Genomic DNA, 26,657 nt, shown 5'->3' with positions numbered 1-26,657 from the left:
TCTTACTATTTATAGTCATATATATTCGCTATTGTTTTTAAGACACCGCTTTTTTTAAATTATTCACTTATGTAAGAACAGCAATAATCAACAACTGTAACTGCTTTTACTTGAAATTTTTCATTTGCAGGTACATAGAAAACGCCATTTCCTTCAATCACTTTCCATTCTTCGCCATTAAGTTTATATTCTAATTGCCCTGCAACGATTTCCATCTCTTCTTTTACAGCTGTTGCAAATTCATATTCACCTGGCTGCATAACACCCAATGTCTTTTTAGTTCCATCCTCAAATAAAATGGTTCTGCTTGTAACTTTACCTTCAAAATAAATATTTGCTTTCTTCTCAATCGTAATATTAGAAAATTTCGACATTTTTCAGCATCCTCTCAAAGTAGTATAATTTAATTTATCATAAAATTAAGAATAATAAAATATCCACTAGAATTTTATTAAGAAGTAGAAAGATATGAATGATACCAAAACTAAACATTGCAGGGCTAATCAATGTTCGTTAAAATTAACGAGATTGAAAAACATGAAGGAAAAGAGGTCATTATATGATAGATCGTACAGTACTAATTAAATTTTCTGAATCAACAACAAATGATCAATTAAAAGAAGTGTGTGAGCGATTTAAGTCGTTAAAAAATCATCTTACTGGAATCGTTGATTTACAAGCAGGTCTTAATTTCGCTGAAAAGAGTAAGGAATTCCAAGTTGTTCTTTCTGTTCGTTTTGAAGATAAGTCAGCTCTTGAAGCATATGTTGTTAATGTTGAACACCAAGCTGTAGCAGCGTACATAAGAGAAGTTGGTAGAGTAGATAGTATCGGTGTGGATATAGAAATATAATAGCTAAAGTAAGGAGGATGACTTAAAAAGGGTCAGACCCATCCAAACTAAAGTAGGATATAGTATCTTTTTATTAACTTGAGACTATATACTGTGATTGGGGTTCTGATCCTTGGATTTGTGTCATCCTTTTTATAAATTCATTGCTATCATAATCTTAATTTTAAAAATATAATTCTATCGTTTATTTACCACTTAAGACAACAAGGAGACATTTATTTTGGCCAGCTTTAACCAACAATTCCTGTATTGTGTGCTAATCATTGGCTTGGGATATATTTTAAAACGATCCAATATTTTGAAAGAGAGAGATGGAGAGGGTTTATCAAGAATTATCTTCAATCTTACTCTTCCGGCATTAATTATTGTAACCTTTAGTGAGATAAAAGTAGAATCCTCGCTATTTCTCCTTATTTTTATTTCTTTTTTTTATGGGATTTTCTCAGGCTTTCTTACTCTATTTGTGTTAAGGAAAGAAAACCGAACTGTCAAAGGTATGATCGGGATGATGGTTCCAGGTTTTAATATTGGGTTATTTGCCTATCCACTTGTTGAGGTCATTTTTGGAAAAGAAGGTCTTACATACTTTGGGATGTTTGATGTAGGAAATGCTTTTATTGTATTTGGATTAAGTTACCTGATTGGTAGTTTCTATTCTAAAAAAGAGCTAACCATTGATTTCAAAACGATTGTTTGTAAAATGTCAAAATCAATCCCTTTTATGACCTACTTAGTCGTCGTCATGATCAATTTGTTCGGTTTAAAACTTCCTGATGTAGTATTAAATGTTTCTGGAATTATTTCAGCGGCAAATATGCCATTGTCATTACTTTTACTAGGAATTTATTTGAGTTTTTCCTTTAGTAAAAGCTATATAAAACTGATGATGCTATTTTTGGGACTACGTTATGGTGTTGGTTTAGTAATTGGAGTGTTGTTATTTTTCTTATTACCTTTTAATGATATGTTCAAATACACAATATTAATTGGTCTAATTTTACCAACATCTGTATCTGTTTTACCTTACTCCGTTGAGTTTGAGTATGATCAAAAATTTGTAGGGACATTATCGAATGTAACCATTGTTCTTAGTTTCGTCCTATTGTGGGGAATTGCGAATATTTTAATGTAAAGTAAGGAAATATGTTCGAATTTTACAGTTTTTTAGGATAGAAATACTACATTAAAAAATATTCGGGATAGGACCACTTACTTAAATCCCGTCATTCTGGTAAAATCGATATAACATATCATCAGTAGGAAAAGAAAGTAGGCGCAAAGGTTTCATGGACTCATTTTTACATCAGCATCAGGAAGAAATGCTTCATTATATCGAACAGCTCGTAAATATTGATAGTGGATCATATGATAAACAAGGTGTCGATACGATAGGGCAATTACTAAAAGAAAGTTACAAGGAGCTTGGATTCAACGTTTTTGTTGAAGAACAAGGGGTATATGGAAACCATCTAATTATCGAGCATAAAGATGCAATAGATCCAAACATCATCATTCTTGCTCATATGGACACAGTATTTCCTCGAGGGACTGCAGCTGAAAGGCCATTTCGGATTGAAGGAAATCGTGCATATGGACCAGGTGTTATTGATATGAAAGCTAGCCAAGTATTGGTATTGTATGCTATAAAAGCGTTAGTAAATGAAGGATACGAAGGCTATAAAAGGATTCGGATTGTCCTTAATAGTGACGAAGAAATTGGATCACCATCCTCTCGTCAGATTATTGAAAGAGAAGCAAAAGGTAAAAAGTATGCACTTGTGATGGAGCCAGCGAGAAAAGATGGTTCACTAGTTTCTTCAAGAAGAGGAAAAGGAAACTATACACTAATTGTCGAAGGTAAAGCAGCTCATTCTGGTATTGAACCTGAGAAAGGCCGAAGTGCAATCGAAGAATTAGCCCATAAAATCATTCAATTACATGAACTATCCGACCATGAAAATGGAATTAGCGTAAATGTTGGATTAATTGAAGGTGGTTCAAGTGCTAATACTGTTTCAGATCATGCAGAAGCCCAATTCGATGTTCGAATAAAAGAAATGGGACAAGTCGAACTTCTAGAAGAACGACTTGATGAAATTTGCTCTTCTTCAGATGTAGTTGGCACGAAGATATCACTAGAAGGTGAAATGAATCGCCCTCCAATGGAGAAAAACAAAAAAACACGTGCATTACTACGTATTATTCAAGACGTAGGTGATGAAATAGGTGTAGAAATTGAAGATACCTCTACAGGTGGAGGATCTGATGCTTCGTTTACATCATCATTAGGGGTAGCTACAATTGATGGTTTAGGTCCTATTGGTGGAAATGCTCATAGTGATCAAGAATATTTAGTAATTCCAAGTCTGGTTGAACGGACACTTTTATTAGCAACAATTATTGAGCGGTTATCTAAAAAGTGAACTAAAATACAAAGGCAAGTTGTTTGTTAAAAATGACTTGCCTTTTTTTATTTATAGTTGGATATAAGGATGAAGTGAAGAGAATAGTAGGTCACAAACGTTACAGAATATGATAGCATTATGAACAAACTATAATTTGTAATTCAAGGTAGAGTTCTCAAAAACTTGTTCATTACATATTGTTAGGTTGAATATAATGAAAGCGTTTTAAATGAAGGGGTGGATAATTATGATTAATGTCGCTTTATTAAGTAAATGGCATGTGCATGCAGTAGACTATGCTTTACAAGCAAAACAAAATAAAAACATTACAATTAAAGCTGTATGGGACGAAAATCCAGAACGGGGGAAAAAGTGGGCTCAAGAACTAGGTGTGCGATTTGAATTTGATCTTTTAAAGGTTTTAGAGGATGCTGAAATCGATGCAGTTATCGTAGACTCACCCACTAATCTACATAAAGAAATCATTTCTCTTTCGGCTAAACATAAAAAACATGTATTTTCCGAAAAGGTATTAGCCTTTACTGTACACGACTGTGAGGAAATTTTTTCGATTATAAAAGAAAATCATGTTAAGCTAATGGTCTCATTACCTCGTTTAACAGAAAGTTATTATCTTTATGCACAAGATGTTCTGGAAAAAGGGTTGTTAGGCAAGCTTACATCTATTAGATGTCGCTGTGCTCATAATGGAGCTGTTTCTTATGAAGGAAATCTGAATGGATGGTTGCCAAGTCATTTCTTTAATAAAGAGGAGTGTGGTGGAGGGGCGTTAATCGATCTTGGGGCACATCCAATTTATTTAACAAACCGTTTGGCAGGACCTGTTAAGGCTGTAACAGCAAGACTACAACAAACGTTGGGATATGCTGTTGACGATAATGCCGTAGTACTTGTTGAATATGAATCTGGTGCTCTTGGGATTCTTGAAACTAGCTTTTTATCTACTGGTTCACCTTTCCAACTCGAGTTATATGGGACTGAGGGTACATTGATGATTGAAGATGGGAAGGTTCGCTTAAAAAGTAAACAATTAGATGAAAACTGGAGGATCCCTAATCAATTACCAGACGCCCACCTCATGCCTCTCGACCAATGGGTTGAAGCAATTATTGAAAATCGAGAGCCTACAATTAGTAAAAATGACTTTCGAAATTTAACGTTAATCAATCAAGCCGCAACCCTTTCGCATGAAAAAGGTCGAAGGGTAGAAATAGCTGAAATTAGCAACTAACTAATAAATTGAGGAGGCAATCTTGTTTTAGCCGGCCTCTTTTCTTCTTGTAAAACTATGATGAATGAAGAAAATCATCATTATGCATATTTTGGTTGACTGTTTTTCCTATAACAGTTATTATACGGTAGCCAAGGTAGAGGTTAACAACTAATTTTCTACGTGAGTCTTGATAACTTAGGAAGTGAACAGTTTGATAAAAATTGATATGCCAACAACAGATATCGTTATAACGAAAAGTCGACAATTAGGAGAAAAAGGTGAGCCTGTATTAAGTAGTGTTTATGGGTTTACAGAATACATGAAGATACCGAGAGATAAAAGTGGTATCTATATGTTCTTTAATAATAGAGATGAATTATTATTCGTTGGTAAGGCAAGAAAGCTAAGACAAAGAATTAGAAAAAACTTTGAAGATCAAGTATCAGCAATTAAAATGCATAGAGATGAAGTTTATAGTATTGCTGTTTGTTTTGTTGAGGAACCTGTAGATAGAGAAATTTATGAAACCTATATTATTAACAACTTACGTGCTAGGTATAATGTAGATAAGGTTTTTTATAAACAGGCTCTGTGTTAAACTTGGTTGTTGATTTCAGCTGCAGGCGTTCGCTTCCGCGGGCGGTCATAGAGCATTCCGCTCCAATCAACAATGAGTTTTAATAGAGTCTATAAATAAAAATCATCAATTTATATACTATTTTTAGTAAGCTCGTGATTCGTAAGTGCGAATCACGAGCTTTTTTCGTTGCTTAGGAAATTATAAAATTCTTGAACTGTGGATAAGCGCACGACATCCAGCTCCAGCGCCTAGCCCCTCTAGGGTCTAGCTAATTTAGAATTGAAGGCAAAGAACGCCTTCTATTCTAAATCATCTTATTTGCCCGAGGCTGATCAAGGCGCTTGCGCTTTTGTTCTTGTCTAGGAAATTAAAAAGTTCTTTCCCTGTGAACGACATAAAAAGAGCAGATAATTGAAAGTGGTATTCATTTTCATGTAGCTAGGTAAGTTTTATTGAAGAAATAGGAGCCGAAGTTAGTTTAGGAGTGTTTTAGTTTATATGTTGTTTAATAAGCACTTGTGCTTTTGTAAGAATAACACTATATAACTAGTAATATAGGCTATTTCCTTGTATTAACGGATTGTAGATGGTATATTGTATATACTAAATATAACAACTATAAAAAGGTGAAAAAGCCATGAATACTCCATTATACGAAAAAATATACGATTTTATAAGTGAACAAATTAAACTAGGACATTTAAAGTATGGTGAACGAGTTCCTTCAGAAAAAGAATTGGCTGAAGAATTTAATGTAAGTAGAATTACGTCAAAAAAAGCGTTAGATTTACTTTCACAAAATAAATTGATTGAACGGATAAGAGGTAAGGGTTCTTTTGTGATGAAAAATCAAACAGTAAATAAGGAGGAGCGACAGACTGACTTGCATCATCAAGATGCTAAGGATAGTAAATTAATTGCCTTAATTATACAGGACTTTGATGATGCTTTTGGATTAAAACTCGTAAAAACGATCGAAGAGACATGTTTACATTATAATTGTAACTTGATTATTCGACGAACAGGTGGACAAATTATAGAAGAAGAGAATGCTATTAAAGATCTTGTGAATTTTGGAGTAGAAGGTCTTATTATTTTTCCGATCCAAGGTGAACACTACAACACTGAACTGTTGAAATTGGTATTAATGGACTTTCCATTAGTTTTAGTTGATCGTTATTTGCGGGGGATCCCTGCGAGTGCAGTTTCAACAAATAATCAATCAGCAAGTGAGGAGTTAACTAATTATTTGTTCTCTTTAGGTCATAAGGATGTCGCATTCTTATCTCCTTCACCAAAAGGAATATCAACTATTGAAGAAAGAGTACAAGGGTTTCATATTGCTTATTCAAAGCAAGGAATAAAATTAAATCCGAATTTCATTTTGTATGATCTCATTAGTAGCTTACCGCAGAATGATTTATATGATTATGATTATCAAGGCATTAAAAGTTTTATTGATGATAATCCTGATGTTACAGCATTTATAGTTTGTGAATATTACTTAGCTTTAGCACTTAATAAGGCACTAAATGATTTAGGGAAAAAAGTCCCTGAAGATTATTCGGTTGTTTGTTTTGACTGCCCAGAGAATTCTTTTGGTCGTGCATCCTTTACACATATTCGTCAAAACGAACTAGAAATGGGCAAGAAGGCTGTTGATTTATTAATGAAGCATTTAAAAGGTGAGAATATCCCTAAGCATACTTTTATAGATTTCACCTTGATTAAAGGAAAATCTACTATGGAAAAACAAAATGTAACTGCTTAAAGTGGGGGATTCAATCCCTTTTTGGCTGGCGTCTATACCTTTTCTTTTCAATATGAAATAATTTATACAGGAAAATAGAATAGTTGTCAAAAAACGTACTAGTAGTTATATTTAACATGTCAACCAAAAGTAAAACAAGGAGTTCCGATGAGCCAATTATATAAGAAAATTTACCTTGATCTATTAGAAGATATAAAAAATGGAACATTGAAAACGGGAGATAAAATCCCATCGGAAAATGAGCTTGCTGAAAAGTTCAATGTAAGTCGTATCACGACAAAAAAAGCGTTAGATATGTTAGCTCAAAGAAATATCATCGAACGTTATCGGGGAAAAGGATCTTATGTCTCTGATATTAACAATGCTACAATTAATTCAACTGGAGACAATTTAAATAATACTTTTTTAGTAGATTCAAATTCCAAACAAGAATTAGTTGGATTTATCCTTCCCGGGTTTGGTAATGATTACGGCCCAAAGCTTCTTGATTCAATTGAAAAAAGGTGTTCAGAACTTAATTTTTCTATGGTGATGAAACAAACTTTAGGTATACCTGAATTAGAAGAAAAAGCAATTAGCTCATTAGTAAACGTTGGCGTAAAGGGATTAATCATTTGTCCTTCACCAGGAAAGCATTATAATAATGCATTACTAAGGTTAGTAATAGAAAATTACCCACTTGTTTTAGTCGATCGCTACTTAACAGGAATACCTTCAAGCTCAGTTTGTATCAATAACAAACAGGCAGCAGTTGAATTAACAAACTATATGTTAGAGCTTGGGCATGAGCATATTGCTTATCTTTCACCTGCAACAGGAGGGACCTCTTCTCTTGAAGATAGACTAATGGGGTTTCATGTTGCTATGGCAGAAAAAGGTGTAAGAATTAAACCTGATACGATCCTACAGGATATAAAGAGTACACTAAAAAATAGTTCAAATAGTAATTTAAAAAAGCTAAAAATTAATGATAAGGATCGAAATGATATATGTAAGCTAATAGAGAATAACCCAGAGATCACAGCCTTCATAACAAGTGAGTATTTGGTAGCTGTTTTACTTTATGAAGTTTTAGAATCATTAGGTAAAAAGGTTCCTGAAGATTATTCTATTGCTTGCTTCGATTCTCCAACAGATTTAATAGATGAACCACTTTTTACCCATGTTATGCAAGACGAAGAAAAAATGGGGTGTCATGCAGTTGATATATTAATAAAGCACATACAAGAAAATGATATGACTCCAATTCATTCTGAGGTTGGATTTAAGATAATAAACGGTAGATCCACTCAATCCAAAACAAAAAAAGCAAAACTAATCTAGAAGTTATGTTCATTAATTGAATATAGCTTCTTATTTTTGCTGTTTTACCATCATTCTTAGAATAAGGCTGTTTTTCGCAAACTTTGTTGCTATTTACCAAGTAATGCGGTGTGGTTAATTTCCGCTCCAGTTGCTCGCTTTCCGCGGGGCGGGCGGTGAGCCTCCTCGGCGTAACGCCTGCATGAGTCTCACCTGTCCCGCTGCTCCCGCAGGAGTCTCGCAATCCGTTCCAATCAACCTGAATTAGTTTTTGTTTTAAAAGCAACAATCTTTTAGAAAAGAGCCTAGAATAAAGATGCAATTATAAGTTAATGAGCGAATGGAATGTTATTTGCCATCATTACAATTATCAGTATCATAATTCAGCTTCGCAGAGGGTGGGATTTTCTTTCGTAAGTTAATTGTCTAAATAGTAAAAATAGTGTTGACATGTGTATTTTTCGATTGTTATAATAGCTTTATAAAGTATAGTTGTTATAACAATTAATATATTAATAGTTTAATTTGATATATACATACTACATTTATTGATTTATCACTACATAATTAAACTTTGTTTCTATTAATTGAAATACGACATATTGAGTGCGATTATTTCCAAGCTTGAGGATTCATTCATAATTCTTTAAAAATTTTTTTTGCATCTGTTTGTAAGCGTATTCATAATACGGATAAAATCACTGCTTCTGGATAAAGTCAAACTTTTTATAGTTTGATTTATCATATATAAGTTGTTGTATAAGGGGGATTGTGAACTTTTACCATCTAAGGAAAACCAAAAAAGAAAATTAAGAAACTAAGGGGAGGTATGTTTTGTGAAAATTCGGGGTAAAAAATTTGGGATTTTCAGCATGTCGATTGTTCTAATTTTCAGTTTAGTTTTGGCTGCATGTTCGTCAAAGGAATCAGGTAGTAATGATGGTGGTGGTGGAGAGACAAAAGGACAAACTGAAATAACTTTCTGGCATGGTTCTACTGATATTGGTTTACAGGCATTGAAAAAAATGGTTGCAGCCTTCGAAGAAAAACATCCAGAAATTAAAGTGAAAATGGTCTATACCGAAGCTAGTGAAGGAGCAGACCAAAAACTTTTAACTGCTGTAGCTGGTGGTAATCCACCTGACGTTGCACTATTTGACCGATTTAAGATCGGTTCATGGGCGGCTCAAGAAGCATTAACAGATATTACTGATATGGCTGAAGCTGACGGCATATCTGAGGATCTTTATTATTCATATGCTTGGAAGGAAGCGAACTACAAAGAGAAATTATATGGACTTCCTTATACAACGGACTCACGCTTGCTTTATTATAATAAAGATCACTTTAAGGAAGCTGGATTAGATCCAGAAAATCCACCTAAAACAACTCAAGAGTTGGAAGCAGCTGCTGAAAAGTTAACGAAAAAAGAAGGAAATCGCTTTAAACAAATTGGTTTTATCCCATGGTATGGCCAAGGTTGGCTTTATGGCTGGGGATGGGGCTTTGGTGGAGAATTCTACAATGAAGAAACTGGTGAAGTAACTGCAAATAACCCAAAAGTCGTAGAAGCGCTAACTTGGATGGCTAGCCTTGCTCAAAAATTCGGTGTAGAGGACATTGCCGGATTTGAAAGTTCTGCTGGATCTGGGGCAATGGACCCGTTCATTTCAGGACAAATCAGTATGAAAGTGGATGGAAACTGGACAATCTCTGCTATTGAGAAATATAAACCAGACTTGAATTATGGAGTAACACCTATGCCTACTCCAACTGGTACTGACTTCACTACTTGGTCTGGTGGTCACGCTATTGTTATACCAAAAGGATCAAAAAATGTGGAAGCAGCTTGGGAATTCGTAAAGTACTTCGGTACTGAAGAAGGACAAGAGGTATACTTCGCTGAGCTTCCTGGCGATCTTTCTGTAATCCCTGCTGTTAACGAGAAGTTAGGTCGTGGAGATAACGAAATGTTAAAGCAATTTATCGATATCCTACCAAACTCTCATAGCAGACCAGTTATTCCTGAAGGTCAATTGATGTGGAATGAATTAGTAGATGCGAGGGAAAAAACAGTCAGAGGAAATGGTACAGCGCAAGAAAACTTAGATCAAGCTACAGAAACGATTAACAAGGCCCTCGAGAAGTATAAATAAATCTTTAAGAGGGTGACTCAAAACTAGAGATACATACACTATTGAGTCACCCTCAATACTTTAAATATTGAAAGGGGGATTTCTATATGGCGGAAGTAACTAAAGGTACTGGTGTACAAAAACCAATAGTTGTAAAGAAGAAAAGGAAGTACTCTACAAATTCAAATCTTCACGGATGGCTTTTTGCTTCACCTTGGATCATAGGTTTGGTAGTGTTTTTTGCTTTTCCGCTTATCGCTTCGATTTATTTTAGTTTCACAACATATAGCATTTTACAACCAGGAGAATTCGTTGGACTAAAAAATTACCAAGAACTTTTTAAAGATGACTTATTCTGGAAATCTATTTACAATACTATTTATTTTACAGTCTTATTTGTTCCATTGAGTATTATATTTGGTGTTGCTTTAGCAATGATGTTGAATATGAAAATAAAAGGAATGGCGATATATAGGACTATTTTCTTTTTACCAACGCTTGTACCACATGTTGCTTTAGCGGTCCTATGGATGTGGCTATTAAATCCTGGATTTGGTCTCGTAAATGGAATGCTAGATATGATTGGAATACAGGGGCCAAATTGGCTTGGGAGTGAAATATGGTCTAAGCCTTCACTTATTTTAATGTCTCTTTGGGGAATTGGTCAATCTGTCATCATTTATCTTGCCGGACTTGGTGATATTCCAGAGGAACTTTATGAAGCGGCGGAAGTCGATGGCGCCAATTGGTGGCAAAAGACCCGCAATGTCACATTGCCGTTACTTACTCCTGTTATTTTCTTTAACCTGGTAATGGGAGCTATTGGAGCTTTTCAACAGTTTACATTACCGTATACTATGACCCAAGGTCAGGGAACTCCAGCAAACTCCTTAACGTTTTATGTGATGCACCTATACGATAATGCTTTTAAGTTTTTCCAAATGGGGTACGCTTCAGCGATGGCTTGGATTCTATTTGTCATTGTCATGGCCCTAACTGCTGTAATCTTTGTTACTTCAAATCGTTGGGTTCACTACCAAGGGAAGTAGAAAGGAGTCGTACGAAATGGATGCAAAAACTAAACTAAAATTTAAGAAAACCTTATCTCACATATGCTTAATAATTGCATCATTCTTCTTCATTATTCCATTTATATGGATGGTATCAACATCATTAAAACCTATAACACAAGTATTTTCTTATCCGCCTGAATGGATGCCTAAGCCATTTCAGTGGTCAAATTATCTAGATGCAATGGAGTATATACCGTTCTTTACCTATCTAAATAATACAGTTGTTATTACGCTTTTAAGTACACTTGGAGTTGTCCTTACTTGTCCTCTAGTAGCATACAGTTTTGCTAAATTGGAATGGAAGGGTCGTAACGTTTTGTTTTTCATTACCATTGCGGTCATGATGATTCCAGGACAGGTAACAATGATTCCCTTATTTTTAATCTTTAACAAGATAGGTTGGGTTGGAACAAACTTACCTTTAATTGTACCAGCATTTTTTGGTGTACCATTTTACATCTTCTTATTACGTCAGTTCTTTTTAGGATTACCAGATATGTTAAGGGATGCGGCCAAAATAGACGGAGCGAGCGAGTTTCGGATTTATTGGCAAATCATGCTTCCGTTAGCAAAACCTGCAGTACTTGCTGTTGGATTATTCCAGTTCATGGGCAGCTGGACAGATTTTATTGGTCCATTACTTTATTTAACTGACGAAACTCAATATACATTGTCGTTAGGACTTCAGCAATTCCAAACGCAAATGGGTACTGAGTGGGGGTTAATGATGGCGGTATCAACGATGATGACATTACCAATCATTTTATTGTTCTTCTTTTTACAAAAAACATTTATTCAAGGTATTACATTTAGTGGAATTAAATAGTTTTATAGAAATATATTATATCTGGAGGTTGTTAATATGAACAAGAAAATAGGTATGAGAATCCCGCCAAAAATTGGTGCAGGGGGAATGGAGTCCGTTGCAAATTGGGCATCTAGTATTGGGATCAATGTGATAGATGTACCATATTATAACGAAGAAGTTAAAGCTATTTTTGAAGCAAATGGACTTGAAGTTGGATCAATTGATGGTGTTGGAGCAGTTGGTCAAACGAAACTATTAAGTAAAAATGTGGAAACTCGGGCAGAAGCTGTAGAAGCGCTTAAAAATCAAATGACAGAAATTTCTCGTTTAGGTGGCAAAGTCATGTTTATGTGCCTTGTCCCAGAAGATATCACTATGTCACGTAAAGAAGCTTTTGAAATTTGGAAGGATACGTTTCCTAGCATTGTAAATCATGCCGAGGAAAAAGGTATTTATATTGCATTAGAAGGTTGGCCAGGACCAGCACCATATTATCCAACATTAGGCTGTACACCTGAAATGCTTAGAGCCATGTTCCATGTTATTCCTTCAAAACATTTCGGGATTAACTATGATCCATCCCACTTAGTTCGACTAGGAATTGATCATTTAAGAATGTTGTCTGAATTTGGCGATAGAGTTAATTATTGCCATGGGAAAGATACTGAAATTTTACACGATGAGCAATATGAATGCGGTGTCATTCAAGCTACTTTTGGCTCTAAATATGATTTTTCTGAAGGTCCATGGCGTTACACTATTCCAGGACAAGGGGATGTAAACTGGGGGAAAGTTGCCGTGCGTTTAGAAAAAATAGGATACACCGGTCCAATCAGTATTGAATTGGAAGATCATCGTTATTGGGGCTCTTTAGAGGCGGAACAACAAGGTATTCAAAAAGCAAAGGAACATCTTGAAATTTATTTTAAATAATATAAAAGGTATGGGAGGAAGAATTATGTCTAGTAAAGTAAAAGTAGCAATTATCGGTTGTGGTGGTATTGCAAATGGGAAACATTTACCAAGCTTATCAAAACTAAAAAACGTAGAATTGGTTGCATTTTGTGATGTGCTTATCGAAAGAGCTGAAAAAGCAGCAGCTGAGTACGGAGTTGATAATGCTAACGTTTATGAAGATTATCGAGAGTTACTTCAGAACGAAGACATTGAAGTTGTGCATGTGCTTACACCAAACGATTCACACGCGGAAATTTCAATAGCAGCACTTGATGCAAGTAAGCATGTTATGTGTGAAAAACCTATGGCTAAGACGTCAGCGGAAGCCCGTCAAATGTTAGAGGCTGCGAAAAGATCTGGAAAGAAATTAACGATTGGCTATAATAATCGTTTCCGTCCGGATAGCCAACATTTACATAAACTATGTGAACGTGGTGACCTTGGAGAGGTTTATTATGCAAAAGCACATGCGATTCGTCGTCGTGCTGTCCCAACATGGGGAGTTTTTCTTGATGAAGAAAAGCAAGGCGGAGGTCCATTAATCGATATTGGTACACATGCGCTTGACTTAACATTGTGGATGATGAATAACTATAAGCCGAAATCTGTTTTGGGCACAACTTACCATAAATTAAGCCAGAAGAAGGATGCTGCAAATGCATGGGGACCATGGGATCCTGAAAAATTCACAGTAGAAGATTCTGCATTTGGTTTTATTACGATGGAAAATGGTGCAACAATCGTATTAGAATCAAGCTGGGCGTTGAACTCATTAGATGTTGATGAAGCAAAATGTTCACTGAGTGGAACAGAAGGCGGAGCAGATATGAAGGATGGATTAAGAATAAACGGTGAAGACTTCGGAAAACTTTATACGAACAAGGTAGAACTCGGACCAGGCGGGGTAGCATTTTACGATGGGAAATCGGAATCTGATGCTGATTTAGAAGCCCGTCTATGGATTGATAATATCATCAACGATACAGAACCTGTCGTAAAACCAGAGCAGGCATTTGTCGTTACACAAATCTTAGAAGCAATCTATGAATCTGCAAAAACAGGGAAAGCTGTCTATTTTGAAGAGCAATCTAGTCTTGTTTCAAATAAGTAACGCTCTATTTTGAAACAATTATTAGAATTCAAGCAACCATTTATGAAAGCAGGGATATAAATGGAAAAGGTTAGAGTTGGTTTGATAGGCACAGGTGGGATATCACATTTGCATGTTAGTCAATTGACAGAATTAGAGAATGCTACGATTGTAGCTGTTGCAGATCCAAATTCTATTAACAGAGATACATTAATTAATCGGTTTAACCTTGAAACTATTTCTAGCTTTGATGATCATCTTGACATGCTAGAAAACATTCCATTGGATGCGGTATTAATTTGTTCACCACATACCCTTCATTTTCAACAAGTGGTAGATTCGATTAACCATAATTGTCATGTTTTGATTGAAAAACCAATGGCTTGTTCGCTAGAAGAGGCGGAACAACTAATTGACATGGCAAATAAAGCGAACAAAGTTCTGCAAGTATCTTACCAAAGACATTTTGAACCAGCATTTCTTTACATTCGTGAAGCAATTTCAAGCGGTGAGATTGGAAATCTTACATCTGTAACTGCTTCTTTATATCAGGATTGGAAACATTTAACCACTGGAACATGGCGGCAAAATCCTTCGTTATCTGGTGGCGGTATGCTCATGGATTCTGGGAGTCATATTATTGACGTGCTTTTATGGACCACTGGATTAAAACCAATCGAGGTTGAATCAAAAATGGAGCAGCATCATACTCCAGTAGAGCAGGATTCCTTTACGTCAATTCGTTTTGAAAATAATGTTGTTGCAGGGCTAAATATTGTGGGGAATGCCCCATGCTGGCATGAAACATATGTTTTTTGTGGGGAAAATGGAGCGATTTTTTATGACAATGGGAAAATAATTCTTCGTCAGTTAGGAAAAGAACCGATAAACCCTAAGCTACCTCAACAAACGACAAATTCAGATAAGAGTTTTATCGATTCAATCCTAGGGCTTCACGATGTTATGGTACCGGGAGATTTCGCTAAAGAAGTGGTAAGGCTAACGGAAAAAATTTATCAAGTTGCAGGATATAAACCAATTCCTTCTCTATAAATAAAAGAAAATTTAATCAAACGTACTATTTTAATTTTAAGTTGGGTGGTTAAAAATTAGTTGGAGGTACCAAGATGTCCAATACAATTAACATAGGAATTATTGGCAGCGGGGGTATTGCAGCTGCACATGTTAGAGCCTATAAGGAAATGAATGATGTCAAAATTGTAGCTGTTGCTGATGTGATCCCAGGTAAAGCAGATCAATTCATTGAACAATTGGATTTAAAAGATGCCAAAGGGTTCGATGATCATCTTGAGCTACTTAAAATGGATATTGATGGTGTTAGTGTATGTACACCAAATGTCGCACACCATAACACTAGTATTGATTCTCTATATGCAGGAAAACATGTACTAGTTGAAAAGCCTATGGCAGTTACACTTGAGCAGGCAATTGATATGGTAGAAGCCTCTCACAAGACTAGTAAAATACTTTCTGTAGGTTTCCAACCAAGATATGATCCTAATATGCAAGCAGTAAAAGAAATTGTTCAGTCTGGACAATTAGGGAATGTTTATTATGTTCAAACAGGTGGAGGAAGACGACGTGGGATGCCAGGAGGCACTTTTATTAATAAAAGTTTAGCTGGTGCTGGAGCGATGGCGGATATCGGCTGTTATTCGTTAGACTTGGCTCTAAATGCACTTGGCTATCCGAAGCCTTTAACAGTTTCGGCTTATACATCCAATCATTTTGGAACAAACCCAATCTATCACCGTGAAGCTGAAAAGTTTGAAGTCGAGGATTTTGGTGTGGCGATGATTCGTTTGGAAGGTGGAATAGTTTTAAACTTTAAAATATCCTGGGCAATGCATATGGATTCTCTAGGACCTACCTTGTTCCTCGGTTCTGACGCTGGGTTGAAGCTAACACCTGCTGGAAGTGGGCCATGGAGTGGAGTTTGGGATGGTGGAATTGGATCCATTAGCTTATTCCATGACATAAAAGGTCACCATGTGGAATCAAGTATTCCAGTCCAAGAACATCAAGTTAATATTTTTTATGAGAAGGTACGAGATTTCGTTCTTTCAATTAAGGAAGGAAAACCTGCACCGATTCCTGGAGATCAAATCGTGATTAATCAAGCGATAATTGATGGGATTTTACGCTCTTCAGAACAAGGCAGTGAAGTGAAAGTACACATCCCTGAGTTTAGTATAAGTTCTTAATATTGGGAAACCGAGAGAATTGTTCTATTAATTGGTAACATAACTATCGAAAACAATAAAAATGTATGCTAAAACACTTATCAAATTGTCTAGTAATTTGATAAGTGTTTTTTAATGTGGACAGTTTTATCCTTTATTTTAGTTCGAATTTGTATACAAGTAGGGTGCATACGGTTTAATTGCCGGGGACAAGCCCATCGCGCAGTTACGTTCTATCCTCCCTATTAATATAATAAAAGAATATAAAAAATACTAACCCAGAAATATCCAAGTTTTACAAAGTATCTGATTAGTTGAACAAAAATTATCATAAGTGAAAAGAAAAAGTAGGGGAAGAGTTATGGGGAGAATAAATTATTCAATTGTTGATGTGTTTTCGGATGGTAAATACACAGGTAATCAACTTGCGGTTTTTAAAAACTCATTGCAATATTTCCAAAAGTGAAATGCAACAAAAAGCGAAAGAAATTCATTTTTCTGCGATAAAAACTAAGAGGATGTCCAATATAAACATCATTTGCAGTTTGTGCATGTTGTTTCTTTATAGAAACAATTTCATGAGCCTTCCCTGATAAGATAAGCTCTGTGATAACCTCTGCATCTAAAGGATAGGTTTTTACATTGATGTTATAAATAGCTTGCTAAATTTTCTCATTTTGGAAAATAGGTTTATAGCATCTATACTATTACTCGGCATCCAATTCTCAGGATATAAAAAGTGATGTGAAAATTATTTTTAATATCGAAGAAATCAAGCATTTCATGGAATCACAGGGCTTTGAAAGTCTTGAATTATTAGGTTCAAACGTAGGTGCAATTTTAAATAAAGAGAGTTGGGGTTGCTGGAAAATAGTAGGGGGTAGGATAAGGTTATTAAGCTAATTATTGATAAAGCTAATGACAAAGTATTTACAGTTCAGTTTATTTTCATTCTCTGAGGTGAAGCGTGATTTTTTCGCTTCATGGATGGCTATCGGGCAGTATTAGTTGAAGGTAAATTATGTAAAAAAAGCTAAAGATTAGTATAGGCTTTAGCTTTTTTACATGATTTTTTATATTTTATTCCCCACTCTCCCATACTATCCAGTATTGGGATAAAGCTTTGACCTATAGGTGTTAGCGAGTATTCAACCCTTGGAGGTACTTCTTTATATACTTCTCTGTGAACCATTTGGTCCTCTTCCAATTCTCTTAACTGACGTGTCAGTATTCCTTTTGAAATACCCGGTAACAACCTATGAAGTTCATTAAATCTTCTAGTCTGTATACTTAAATGCCATAGAATAATGATTTTCCATTTACCTGCAATTATGTCTTGCGTTTCTGTAACTGGGCAAACCTCTTTTTGGTCCTCTGGAGGCTCACTAAACCAACTTCGTGCCATAATCAATACCTCTCTTTCTTAATGGTACTATTTTTGTGACTATGTTATAAAAAAATGACTACTTATAAAAAAATGTCTAATACTATAATATTAGATTATGCTTTATAAGCAAATAAAAAATTATTAAATGTTGGAGGTAATTTAAATGAAACACCTAATTGTTTATGCACATCCAAACCCTGAAAGCTTAAATCACGCTATCCTAGATAAAACAGTCAATGCATTAAAGAAAAACGGTCACGAAGTTGTTGTTCGTGATTTATATGAACTTGATTTTCAACCAGTATTGAAACCAGAAGATACAGAAGCTATGAAAGCAGGAAATACACCTAATGATATTAAAACGGAACAAGAATTTGTTGCTGAAGCAGACGTTATAATATTTATTTACCCTGTTTGGTGGACCGGTCTTCCAGCAATTCTAAAAGGATACGTAGACCGAGTATTTGCATTTGGGTTCGCTTATTCTGCTGGAGCAGAAGGTGTAATTAAGTTATTAGAAGGAAAAAAGGGTTTTATTATCAATACACATGGTACTCCAAATGAGGTTTATGATGAGATGGGTATGACAGCAGGTTTGAAAGTAACTTCTGACATTGGGATATTTGATTTCACAGGAATTGAACCTGTGGAACATTTATTATTCGGAAGCATTGGTTATCTTGATGATGAAGGATATAAAGATATTTTAATGAAAGTTGAAGATACAATTAATTCCTATTTTTCATAAATATATACAATAAGAATGGACTTCACTTAATGGGGTAATCTTTTTTTATTTTTGAAAGGTTCTTCCACTTACGGAATTAGTTAAATAAGAATTAAGAGAATAGAGAATCAATAATGATTTCGTTGTAATGAAGCCCATCTTTGATTTAACTGGGAAAATATCGTTTTTCAGGGACAAGCTAGTTCTGGTCAGTACACAAAAAGTGCAATCAAATTGTATTTGCCTCTAATATGATCGGTGTTTGTGAAGCAATGGTTTATGCCAAAAAATCTGGGCTGGATCCAAAAAAAGTTCTTCAAAGCATTGAAACAGGAGCAGCTGGAAGTTGGTCACTTAGCAATCTGGCTCCTCGAATGATTAACGGGGATTTTGAACCTGGCTTCTATATCAAACATATTATTATAGATATGAGCATTACTCTTGAATCAGCTAAAGAAATGGATATGATAACACCTGGATTAGAATTAGCTAAATCCTTATATGATAAACTTGCAAATCAAGGGGAAGAAAACAGCAGGACACAAGCTTTATACAAGTTGCTAGATCAACAGCTTACATTTACCTATTCTAATCCAATCCCTATTATAATTATTTTGTATCCAAAGGATGCGTTTCTACTAAGGTTAGAGGCGCTTTTTATTTTTTTACGGATTTAACTCAATCCATGTTTAACAAAAAGGGACACTTGGGATTGTTTATAAATGATTATCACTGAGATGATAAAAATGGATAAAAGTTGGAAAAGTACTTTAAATATATTCTGAAGTAGATTTGCCGAAGTAAATGTTAAGCGTTACATATTAGGCAAATAGGTGCATTACTTCAAGAATGGGTAATGACTTACTTATCGAACTAAAAATACAGGTTATCACAATAACTAGGAACGAAAATGAAACTTTTAAATCGAACCAACGTATTTATTATTAAAGTGGAAGTTTATACAAAAAATACAGCTATTTGGGAGTATTGCCTTTTTAGTAGTAGCACTTTATAAAAAAGAAACATTACTATGATGATTTTATGCGGTCTTAGGTAAATGTTAAAACAGACCAAGAAGCCATAAAAATGTTTCAAAATTGGGTTGATAAAGTATTATTTCCATACCGAAACACCAAATAAAATGATAACCTTGTTGAACTAACTGGAAGCATTAAAATTAGGAGTAATGCTTCTCTTATTAATGTAACGGCACAGGATAACTGGACAAGGTATCAATATACTCATTGAAAAATATTGATATTATGTTCAGAGATAGTGATCTGACTAAAAGGCATTAATGGAACAGCAAGGGTAAATTCTTATTATGGAGGGTTAAAATGAAATTCTTCAGAAATATGTCAAAAATAGAGTCAATGAATTGGAGAAAAGGAGCAATACTTGGTTTTTACACCTATATGCTGCTATTATTCATAAACTATATTTACTTTCAAATATATAGAATTGAGCCTTTTACTTCCATGGTAATTTTCTGGACCGGATTGTTAGGAGCTTTTGGGTACGAGCTTATCTTAAATTTAAAGTCTAAAATGAAATTAAATAAATGAACTAATAGTATTAACAAGTTACGGTATTAAATTTAGGAGGAATTTTAGAACAGCTTTAATCTTATTCGCTTGTTCTGTAATATGTATTTGCCTATCCATATTGTCAATATATTAGATGTGTTCTAGTCATTAATAAAGGATTGAGATTAGCTTAATAAACAAGGTGAAAAATAATGAGTCCATCTTCATCTAATGGTGCGATTGTTGTGTATGAACAGTCGCTTTTTCACTAACGGGTTAGGTTAATGGAACAAGGTTTCTACCATTATTTAATTAATATGAAAGAGTAAGTATTATTAGGGGAGAAACTTATGGAACATACTTAAATTTTGCAATAAGTAATGGAACTCGTTAGTGTTCAATTCTCTCCTTTTTGTCGTTTAAGAAATGATAATATTTTTGGTACTGAGGATAAGCGCTTTGACATCTTAGCCCAAGCGCCTAGCTCCTAGTGAACTTTACACACCTTATTCGCTAAGTCACCAACGAACGCTGGTGCTCTTCGTGTTTTCCACACCTTAACAGGCAGTAAATAAACACTGCCCGTAAAATTCGATAAGTCTCACTCTATCATAGGGGATGAAGAGAATCCCTTATGATAGAAGTCTAACTTTATCTCATACTGAGTGCTCTTTTTTCTACCGCACTGATCAAGGCCACTGAGCTTTCGTTCATCCTATAAGGAACGATCTACAAATCTTGCTTAATAAAGTCTATTTCTTGGAATCTCTCTACTTCTTTTTTCCATCTTGCTTCAACAAATGCTTTGTGATTCGGATGGATATTGTATGTATCATAAGCTTCTTGGTTAGTAAACTCCATTGAAAAGCCAAAATCAAAGTCAGTTTTTGAACTCACTTGACGTAAAACCTCAAAATTTTCTACTACTGGTATTGCACTTAAAATATGCGCTCCATCAGTCAAAAAAATCTCTGCCTCAGTTGAATCAACAGGATATTTTAATGTGAAGATAGCAATATGTCTAATTCTACCTGATACCATGCTCTTCTCTCCTTTACTTACTATTTTCCATTTCTATTATATTATTAACCTTCTTGTAAACGATTGCAATTGATATGAAAATGCCTTAACAAATCACCTTGTAAAAAGTAAACTTTTGAAACTAATTTTGTACATGGGTATATTCCGCATGGTAGAAAGTAACCTTTCATATCCTTAGTTTTTCATAATGAAAAAGGTCTTTAGAGTTATTTCTTTCTTTTCTGTTTATTGAAACTTTGTTTACTAGTTGAATGTACACAATAAGCTAGTGTCTCTACAGGGTGTTTCTACCGTAAAGCCAATCGTACATTTATCGAAAACTACTATAACATCTAATCCATTCGACATAGGTTTGAATATAATTATAGGGATTAAGACATGAAGAAAGCATTGTGATATTCCCTATATATAAAAAGAAAGGAGCGTCGAAATGACTTTTGAAATTGGAGTGACTGTATTTGTTTTTGTGATTACAATGCTAGTCATATTTTGGAGGCCGAATGGGCTCAATGAAGCATGGCCTGCAACTATCGGTGCTGGGATTATTATACTTATAGGTATTGTATCACGTGAAGACATTTTAGATATTTTGAATAAAATAGGTGGAGCTTCGATTACAATTATGGCTACAATCGTGATGGCTGTTATTTTAGAAAGCTTCGGTTTTTTTCATTGGGCAGCAGCACGACTTGTACGATTGGCGAAAGGGTCAGGTTATCGTCTTTACTGGTATATTCAACTATTATGCTTTTTAATGACGCTTTTATTTAATAATGATGGAAGCATATTAATTACAACTCCAATTTTGATTTTACTCCTAAAAAACCTTCGCTTAAATCCACATGAGCAAATCCCATTCCTTTTAAGTGGTGCATTGATTGCGACCGCATCTAGCGCGCCAATCGGAGTAAGTAATATTGTCAACCTAATAGGTTTAGAGATTGTTCATATGACACTTTATACGCAAATAGCGATGATGTTTGTGCCAGCAATACTAGGTTTGCTATTTATGTCGTGGTTAATGTTCATAGTAGTAAGAAAAAAGTTACCGAAGCGATTATCTGAGGAGTCTTATGATTTAGAGGATGTATTTTTCACAAAAAATTTTCACCCACTTAAAGGGTCAATTTCTGTCGAAACAAAATATAAACGGACAAAATTAATGATGAGCATTTTATTTTTTGTCCTATTGATTCGTTGCCTCCTTTTTGTTGCCTCTTATTTCGGTATACCTATTGAAATTGTTGCAGTATTAGGTTCTGTGGTTTTACTTATATGGAGATGGTATCACTTACGTACAAATCCAGTAGATATTTTAAAAAAGACACCTTGGCATATTTTCCTTTTTGCTTTTTCGATGTATGTCATTATATATGGACTTCATAATGTTGGATTAACGGCATTGCTTGTTGAAATATGTGAACCAATTATAAGTCAGGGACTGTTCCAAGCAAGCTTTATTATGGGTGGATTAGTTTCCATATTATCTAATATCTTTAATAATCATCCTGCTTTAATGATTGGCACCATAACCTTAACCGAAATGGGATTAGACCCTATTACTTTAAAGACTATTTATCTGGCAAATATCATTGGAAGTGACATTGGTTCCTTACTATTACCTATTGGAACACTCGCATCACTAATTTGGATGCATATATTAAGAGAAAATAAAATTAAAGTAAAATGGAAGGATTATTTACATGTGTCTTTTCTAGTCATCCCACTTACGACAGTCGTAACATTGTTCCTTCTTTACTATTGGATACAAATCGTCTTTGTCTAAGATGATAATAAAGGGTGAAAAGACAAAGTTATCTAGTTTTTTAGAGAAAGCGTTTACTAATAGTGTGAAAATAAACTGACTAGATGTAGTAGAAAGCTTTTTCGTATATTTTTGAGTACAAGGGCATACGATTATCTAGTCAGCTTTTTCATATAAGCAGTCTTACTGAAATATGAATTTCATGTATGAAGGTAGAAGTATGCTGAAACTGAACATAGTTTGGAGGAAAACGTATGAATCGAAAAATACTCATCTTTGTTTATGGTACACTCCGTCAGCATGAAAAAAATGAACATTTATTGAGTGGAGCAATATGCTTAGCTAGACATTGCTGGACACCTGGAATACTTTACGATACAGGAAAAGGCTACCCTGCAATGAGCTGTGATCCCACGCAACGGGTTTATGGTGAACTATACGAAATATCATATGAGCAACTTCAAAAACTAGATGTGTTAGATGGGTATAACGGTGAAAACAATAGCAATCTCTATGATAGAATTATTCAATCAGTATTCACTGATCTTATTCGTTATGACGATGTTTTTGTATATATATCTAAACACTCACATGAGAAGATGACCAAGATTCCTTTCGGAGATTGGAAGTGTCATAGCTACTTAAATAATGATAAACTCTTATATTTTGCATACGGGTCATGTATGGATGACGAACGATTTCGAAAATCACAAGTTGATCATTTATTTAAACATGTAAAAGGCTGTGGAATTGCGCACGGCTTTTCTTTAGCTTATACCCGTAAATCATCAGATGGTGGAAGAGCAGATATGCTAGAAGCGAAATATTCTGTTGAAGGGAAGGTTTATGAAATTACAAAAGAGGGCTTGAGCTATTTGTATCGCCGTGAAGGAGTATTAGCAAACATATATCGCCCAGCTTTTATTGATATTGAGATGAATGGGAAGACTTACATTAACGTTTTAACTTTTCTAGTTATTGATAAAAGTGAAGAAACAGCTCCACCAGAGCATTATGCAAGAGAGATTTTACGTGGAGCAAAAGGGTTTGTTAGTGATCAATATTTCGCAAAGCTTAAAGATGATTTATCTCAAAAATTCAATATGGTTATTACGATTTAAGACGGAGAACATTTAAGCAATAGCATTTTTTGCTTTTAAGGATCGTTTAAAATTAGAAAAAGTAAACTACTCCCCGAAAAGGAGTTTTTTTATTTATTCTAAAAATAAAAAATAATCATATTATTATAGAATGCGCTTTCACACTTTGGTAAAATCAGATATTAGAAGTATAAAAGTTAAAAAAGTAAAAAAAGCATGACATTTTTAATTGAACAAGGGAGATGGGAAATATTATTGATCATGATGAACAGGGGTTATCGACGAAAAAGATCCTTTGGTTCTTTATCCCCTTAGGCTTATCAGCTAGCTTAGTTACGTTTTCTCACATGATTATTAATGGGACTTTAACAAGAGGAGAAAATGCTGAGGTTATTATTGCTAGTTATGTTATTGCGATGAGCCTATTTGGTATAACAGAACGGCTTGGTGTTTTATTACGGAACGCATGCTCAGCGTTAGTTCGTGATAAAGTATCGTTTAAGGTGATGGCAACGGTAGCTGCTTATGTTTTAACAGGTTTAATGATGGTGGCAGGTATCCTAGCTTATACTCCGGTTGGTAAGTGGATTTTTTCTACTTTTTTTGGTGCTGATTCGGAAATGACTGCGCAAATTGTTGATGTCTATCAAATTCTAATCATTGTAACCTTTTTTTCAGCTATTCGGTGTCTATTCCAAGGGGTTATTATTTTAAATAGGCAAACGAAATGGCTAACCATTGGTATGGTCATTAGGTTAATTGTCATGTATATATTATCTATCGTTTTTATTAACACTGGCAATATTAATGCAAAAACCGGAGCATATATTTTTTTAGCGGGAATGGTGATAGAAAGTTTAGTTAGTTTTATAGAGGGACGAACATTAGTCAAAAAGATGGTTAAGGATGATGTAAATCATAAAATTACGAAAAAGTCTCAAATATTTAGTTTTTACAATCCTTTGATTCTCTCATCTCTAATAATCGTCATGGTTGGACCAATAATAAATGCTTTTTTAGGCAAAACAAATGAAATTGAATTAGCAATTGCGTCTTATGCAATTGCTCTAAGTATTGCACAATTATTCTTAAGTTTTTTTACTTATACACATCAAATTGTTCTAACTTTTTATAAGGAACACCCTCAAAAGGTTCAAAAATTCACTTTAATGATGGGGTTCATTCCTACTGGGATATTAGCTTTATTTTGTTACTCTCCATTAGGGGCATTTTTTATTGAGCATCTTTTAGGTGCAAATGAACGCTTAGTTAACGCAAGTTTGGATAGTTTAAAAGTTTTTATCTTAATGACACTAGTCTTTCCATTTATCGACTTTTGTAATGGTTTATTAATGGTAAGAAAACGCACAAAGGTTATGGTTCTATCACAATCAACCAACTTAATCTTTACATTTATAGTTTTAGTTTTAACCTCTAGCCTTTTTCCATATTGGAACGGAATGATCGGTGCTTTGGCACAATCAATTGGGATGTTAACAGAATTATGCGTGTTGTTTTTCATTATTTATAAAATGGAGAAAAAGTTGAATCATAATAATGGATTGAAACATCGGGAAAATAAATATGTAAATGGATAAGTGGAAAAAAAAAGCTACCTTGATAAGGTGGCTTTTTTTGTTGCAAAAAGCAAAAAAGATCTGATTAATAATATACTGCTTAAGTCTTAGTAGCAATTAAACCTCTAGCTTGTTATTCACTAAATAATAACTCGTTATCATTTAGAAAGAAGGGAATTTAGAACAATAGCAAACAAACCAGCTCTTTGTTCAACACTGTATCAAGGCGAGTGTTTTTAAACGTATCCCTTCATATCAATTTTTTGGAGGGTTTTTTTATGATTAACAAACAAGTGTATATATTTTTAACAGATACAGGTACGTTATTTACAAGGATGATCAAGCTTTTCACAAAAAGTACCTTAAATCATGCATCGATTGCTTTTGACGAGGAACTTCAGGAGATGTATAGTTTTGGTCGAAAGAATGTAAAGAATCCATTTATTGGCGGATTTGTGAGAGAAGATATTCATACAGAGTTATTTAAGGAGGCAAAATGTGCAATCTATAGTTGTAGTGTATCGGAATTTGAATATTACCAACTAAAAAGAAATATAAAAAAAATTGAACTTAGTGAGCAGGACTATAAATATAACCTTATTGGATTATTAGGTGTCGTCTTAAATATTGAAATAGTAAGGAAAAATGCATTTTTTTGCTCTCAATTTGTTGCGACACTATTAAGTAATAATGGAATTTCACTTGTTGATAAGCCGTTATCCCTTGTTACTCCACAAGATTTAAGGGAAGCGAAGCAACTCAAATTAATATATGAAGGTGATTTAGACTCATATCCAGCAGTTAAATTAAAGAAGGGTAAAAGCACTCCTCAATCGTATCTTGACAATACGGTTAACTATTTAATGACTAAAAAATCTCAAACAAAAGCTACTTTTTTAACTGCATATCATAAAGTTAAAGCTTTTATGTAGAATAAAATTATGTTCTTAGTTTTACTTAGAAAAGAAAACAAGATAAAAAAGGGATAGAATATTTAAACTGGCACCCGTGTCAAGGACACAAGAAAAAAAGAGTCACGCAACTAGAAGATGATTCCTATATTGGTTAGGGGTCATCTTTTTTAAATTCCATTGATAACGGTAATTGTTATAGTAAACCATA

Annotated in this window: 23 protein-coding genes and 3 pseudogenes; 21 read left to right on the top strand and 5 right to left on the bottom strand. The window is 34.4% G+C overall.

The features are described 5' to 3' along the window. Positions 1-59: 59 nt before the first annotated feature. Positions 60-374, bottom strand: a complete 315-nt coding sequence (gene ppnP, locus I7822_RS10100) for a pyrimidine/purine nucleoside phosphorylase (protein ID WP_207977600.1) — start codon at positions 372-374, stop codon at positions 60-62. Positions 375-559: 185 nt separating this feature from the next. Between ppnP and I7822_RS10095 the strand changes: the two genes are divergently transcribed. The 15 genes and pseudogenes from I7822_RS10095 to I7822_RS10025 form a co-directional block, all read left to right on the top strand. Further along, positions 560-853, top strand: coding sequence for a Dabb family protein (locus tag I7822_RS10095; protein WP_207977598.1), 294 nt, complete (start codon positions 560-562; stop codon positions 851-853). A 220-nt stretch (positions 854-1,073) separates the two neighbouring features. Beyond that, the gene (locus I7822_RS10090) at positions 1,074-1,985 is read left to right on the top strand and encodes an AEC family transporter (protein ID WP_207977596.1); all 912 of its coding nucleotides are present in this window, start codon (positions 1,074-1,076) and stop codon (positions 1,983-1,985) included. Between the two features lie 154 nt (positions 1,986-2,139). Further along, a complete protein-coding gene (locus I7822_RS10085; protein ID WP_207977594.1) occupies positions 2,140-3,276 on the top strand; it encodes a M20 family metallopeptidase in 1,137 nt (378 codons plus the stop codon). Between the two features lie 229 nt (positions 3,277-3,505). Beyond that, positions 3,506-4,510, top strand: a complete 1,005-nt coding sequence (locus tag I7822_RS10080) for a Gfo/Idh/MocA family protein (protein WP_207977592.1) — start codon at positions 3,506-3,508, stop codon at positions 4,508-4,510. Between the two features lie 193 nt (positions 4,511-4,703). Next, complete coding sequence (locus tag I7822_RS10075) at positions 4,704-5,090, top strand: nucleotide excision repair endonuclease (protein ID WP_207977590.1); 387 nt, start codon at positions 4,704-4,706, stop codon at positions 5,088-5,090. Positions 5,091-5,709: 619 nt separating this feature from the next. Beyond that, positions 5,710-6,843 (top strand): GntR family transcriptional regulator, encoded by a 1,134-nt coding sequence (locus I7822_RS10070; protein ID WP_207977588.1) that lies wholly within the window; start codon positions 5,710-5,712, stop codon positions 6,841-6,843. A gap of 147 nt (positions 6,844-6,990) precedes the next feature. Beyond that, a complete protein-coding gene (locus I7822_RS10065; protein ID WP_207977586.1) occupies positions 6,991-8,166 on the top strand; it encodes a GntR family transcriptional regulator in 1,176 nt (391 codons plus the stop codon). Between the two features lie 815 nt (positions 8,167-8,981). After that, a complete protein-coding gene (locus I7822_RS10060) occupies positions 8,982-10,301 on the top strand; it encodes an ABC transporter substrate-binding protein (RefSeq protein ID WP_307847712.1) in 1,320 nt (439 codons plus the stop codon). A gap of 86 nt (positions 10,302-10,387) precedes the next feature. Continuing rightward, positions 10,388-11,329 (top strand): carbohydrate ABC transporter permease, encoded by a 942-nt coding sequence (locus I7822_RS10055; RefSeq protein ID WP_207977584.1) that lies wholly within the window; start codon positions 10,388-10,390, stop codon positions 11,327-11,329. Between the two features lie 16 nt (positions 11,330-11,345). Next, a complete protein-coding gene (locus I7822_RS10050) occupies positions 11,346-12,179 on the top strand; it encodes a carbohydrate ABC transporter permease (protein ID WP_207977582.1) in 834 nt (277 codons plus the stop codon). A 36-nt stretch (positions 12,180-12,215) separates the two neighbouring features. Next, entirely contained in the window at positions 12,216-13,094 is an 879-nt protein-coding gene (locus tag I7822_RS10045) for a sugar phosphate isomerase/epimerase family protein (protein ID WP_207977580.1), read from the top strand. A gap of 25 nt (positions 13,095-13,119) precedes the next feature. Further along, entirely contained in the window at positions 13,120-14,229 is a 1,110-nt protein-coding gene (locus tag I7822_RS10040; RefSeq protein WP_207977578.1) for a Gfo/Idh/MocA family protein, read from the top strand. Positions 14,230-14,289: 60 nt separating this feature from the next. Beyond that, positions 14,290-15,261 (top strand): Gfo/Idh/MocA family protein, encoded by a 972-nt coding sequence (locus tag I7822_RS10035; protein ID WP_207977576.1) that lies wholly within the window; start codon positions 14,290-14,292, stop codon positions 15,259-15,261. 74 nt (positions 15,262-15,335) lie between these two features. Next, on the top strand, positions 15,336-16,433 hold the full coding sequence (locus I7822_RS10030) for a Gfo/Idh/MocA family protein (protein ID WP_207977574.1): 1,098 nt from the start codon (positions 15,336-15,338) through the stop codon (positions 16,431-16,433). 340 nt (positions 16,434-16,773) lie between these two features. Further along, a pseudogene (locus I7822_RS10025) lies at positions 16,774-16,912 on the top strand (phenazine biosynthesis protein); the annotation flags it as partial. Here I7822_RS10025 and I7822_RS29885 read toward each other — a convergent pair. Continuing rightward, a pseudogene (locus tag I7822_RS29885) lies at positions 16,913-17,074 on the bottom strand (aminotransferase-like domain-containing protein); the annotation flags it as partial. 371 nt (positions 17,075-17,445) lie between these two features. Then, positions 17,446-17,817, bottom strand: coding sequence for a winged helix-turn-helix transcriptional regulator (locus I7822_RS10020; RefSeq protein ID WP_207977572.1), 372 nt, complete (start codon positions 17,815-17,817; stop codon positions 17,446-17,448). A 145-nt stretch (positions 17,818-17,962) separates the two neighbouring features. On the opposite strand from I7822_RS10020, the gene I7822_RS10015 reads away from it, so the two are divergent. Together I7822_RS10015 and I7822_RS10010 are read left to right on the top strand one after the other, a co-directional pair. Beyond that, entirely contained in the window at positions 17,963-18,547 is a 585-nt protein-coding gene (locus I7822_RS10015) for an NAD(P)H-dependent oxidoreductase (protein ID WP_207977570.1), read from the top strand. Between the two features lie 130 nt (positions 18,548-18,677). Beyond that, positions 18,678-19,095, top strand: a pseudogene (locus I7822_RS10010) (NAD(P)-dependent oxidoreductase); the annotation flags it as partial. A gap of 1,686 nt (positions 19,096-20,781) precedes the next feature. On the opposite strand, the gene I7822_RS10005 reads toward I7822_RS10010, so the two are convergent. After that, entirely contained in the window at positions 20,782-21,093 is a 312-nt protein-coding gene (locus I7822_RS10005) for a Dabb family protein (RefSeq protein WP_207977568.1), read from the bottom strand. Positions 21,094-21,523: 430 nt separating this feature from the next. Here I7822_RS10005 and I7822_RS10000 point away from each other — a divergent pair, with 430 nt between their 5' ends. The 4 genes from I7822_RS10000 (at position 21,524) to I7822_RS09985 (ending at position 26,467) form a co-directional block, all read left to right on the top strand. After that, positions 21,524-22,879 (top strand): arsenic transporter, encoded by a 1,356-nt coding sequence (locus I7822_RS10000; RefSeq protein ID WP_207977567.1) that lies wholly within the window; start codon positions 21,524-21,526, stop codon positions 22,877-22,879. 233 nt (positions 22,880-23,112) lie between these two features. Then, positions 23,113-23,979 carry a gamma-glutamylcyclotransferase family protein gene (locus I7822_RS09995; protein ID WP_207977565.1) on the top strand — a complete coding sequence of 289 codons (867 nt, stop codon included), beginning with the start codon at positions 23,113-23,115 and terminating at the stop codon, positions 23,977-23,979. A gap of 221 nt (positions 23,980-24,200) precedes the next feature. Continuing rightward, positions 24,201-25,556: a multi antimicrobial extrusion protein MatE gene (locus tag I7822_RS09990; protein WP_207977558.1), complete on the top strand. Its 1,356-nt coding sequence runs from the start codon at positions 24,201-24,203 to the stop codon at positions 25,554-25,556. Positions 25,557-25,813: 257 nt separating this feature from the next. Next, positions 25,814-26,467 carry a hypothetical protein gene (locus I7822_RS09985; RefSeq protein WP_207977556.1) on the top strand — a complete coding sequence of 218 codons (654 nt, stop codon included), beginning with the start codon at positions 25,814-25,816 and terminating at the stop codon, positions 26,465-26,467. A gap of 102 nt (positions 26,468-26,569) precedes the next feature. Here I7822_RS09985 and I7822_RS09980 read toward each other — a convergent pair. After that, a partial coding sequence (locus I7822_RS09980) for an IS3 family transposase (protein WP_207978019.1) occupies positions 26,570-26,657 on the bottom strand: 88 nt, incomplete at its 5' end.

Source organism: Metabacillus bambusae (assembly GCF_017497975.1).
Taxonomy (GTDB): Bacteria; Bacillota; Bacilli; order Bacillales; family Bacillaceae; genus Metabacillus; species Metabacillus bambusae.
This window is presented reverse-complemented; position numbering and strand designations above follow the sequence as displayed.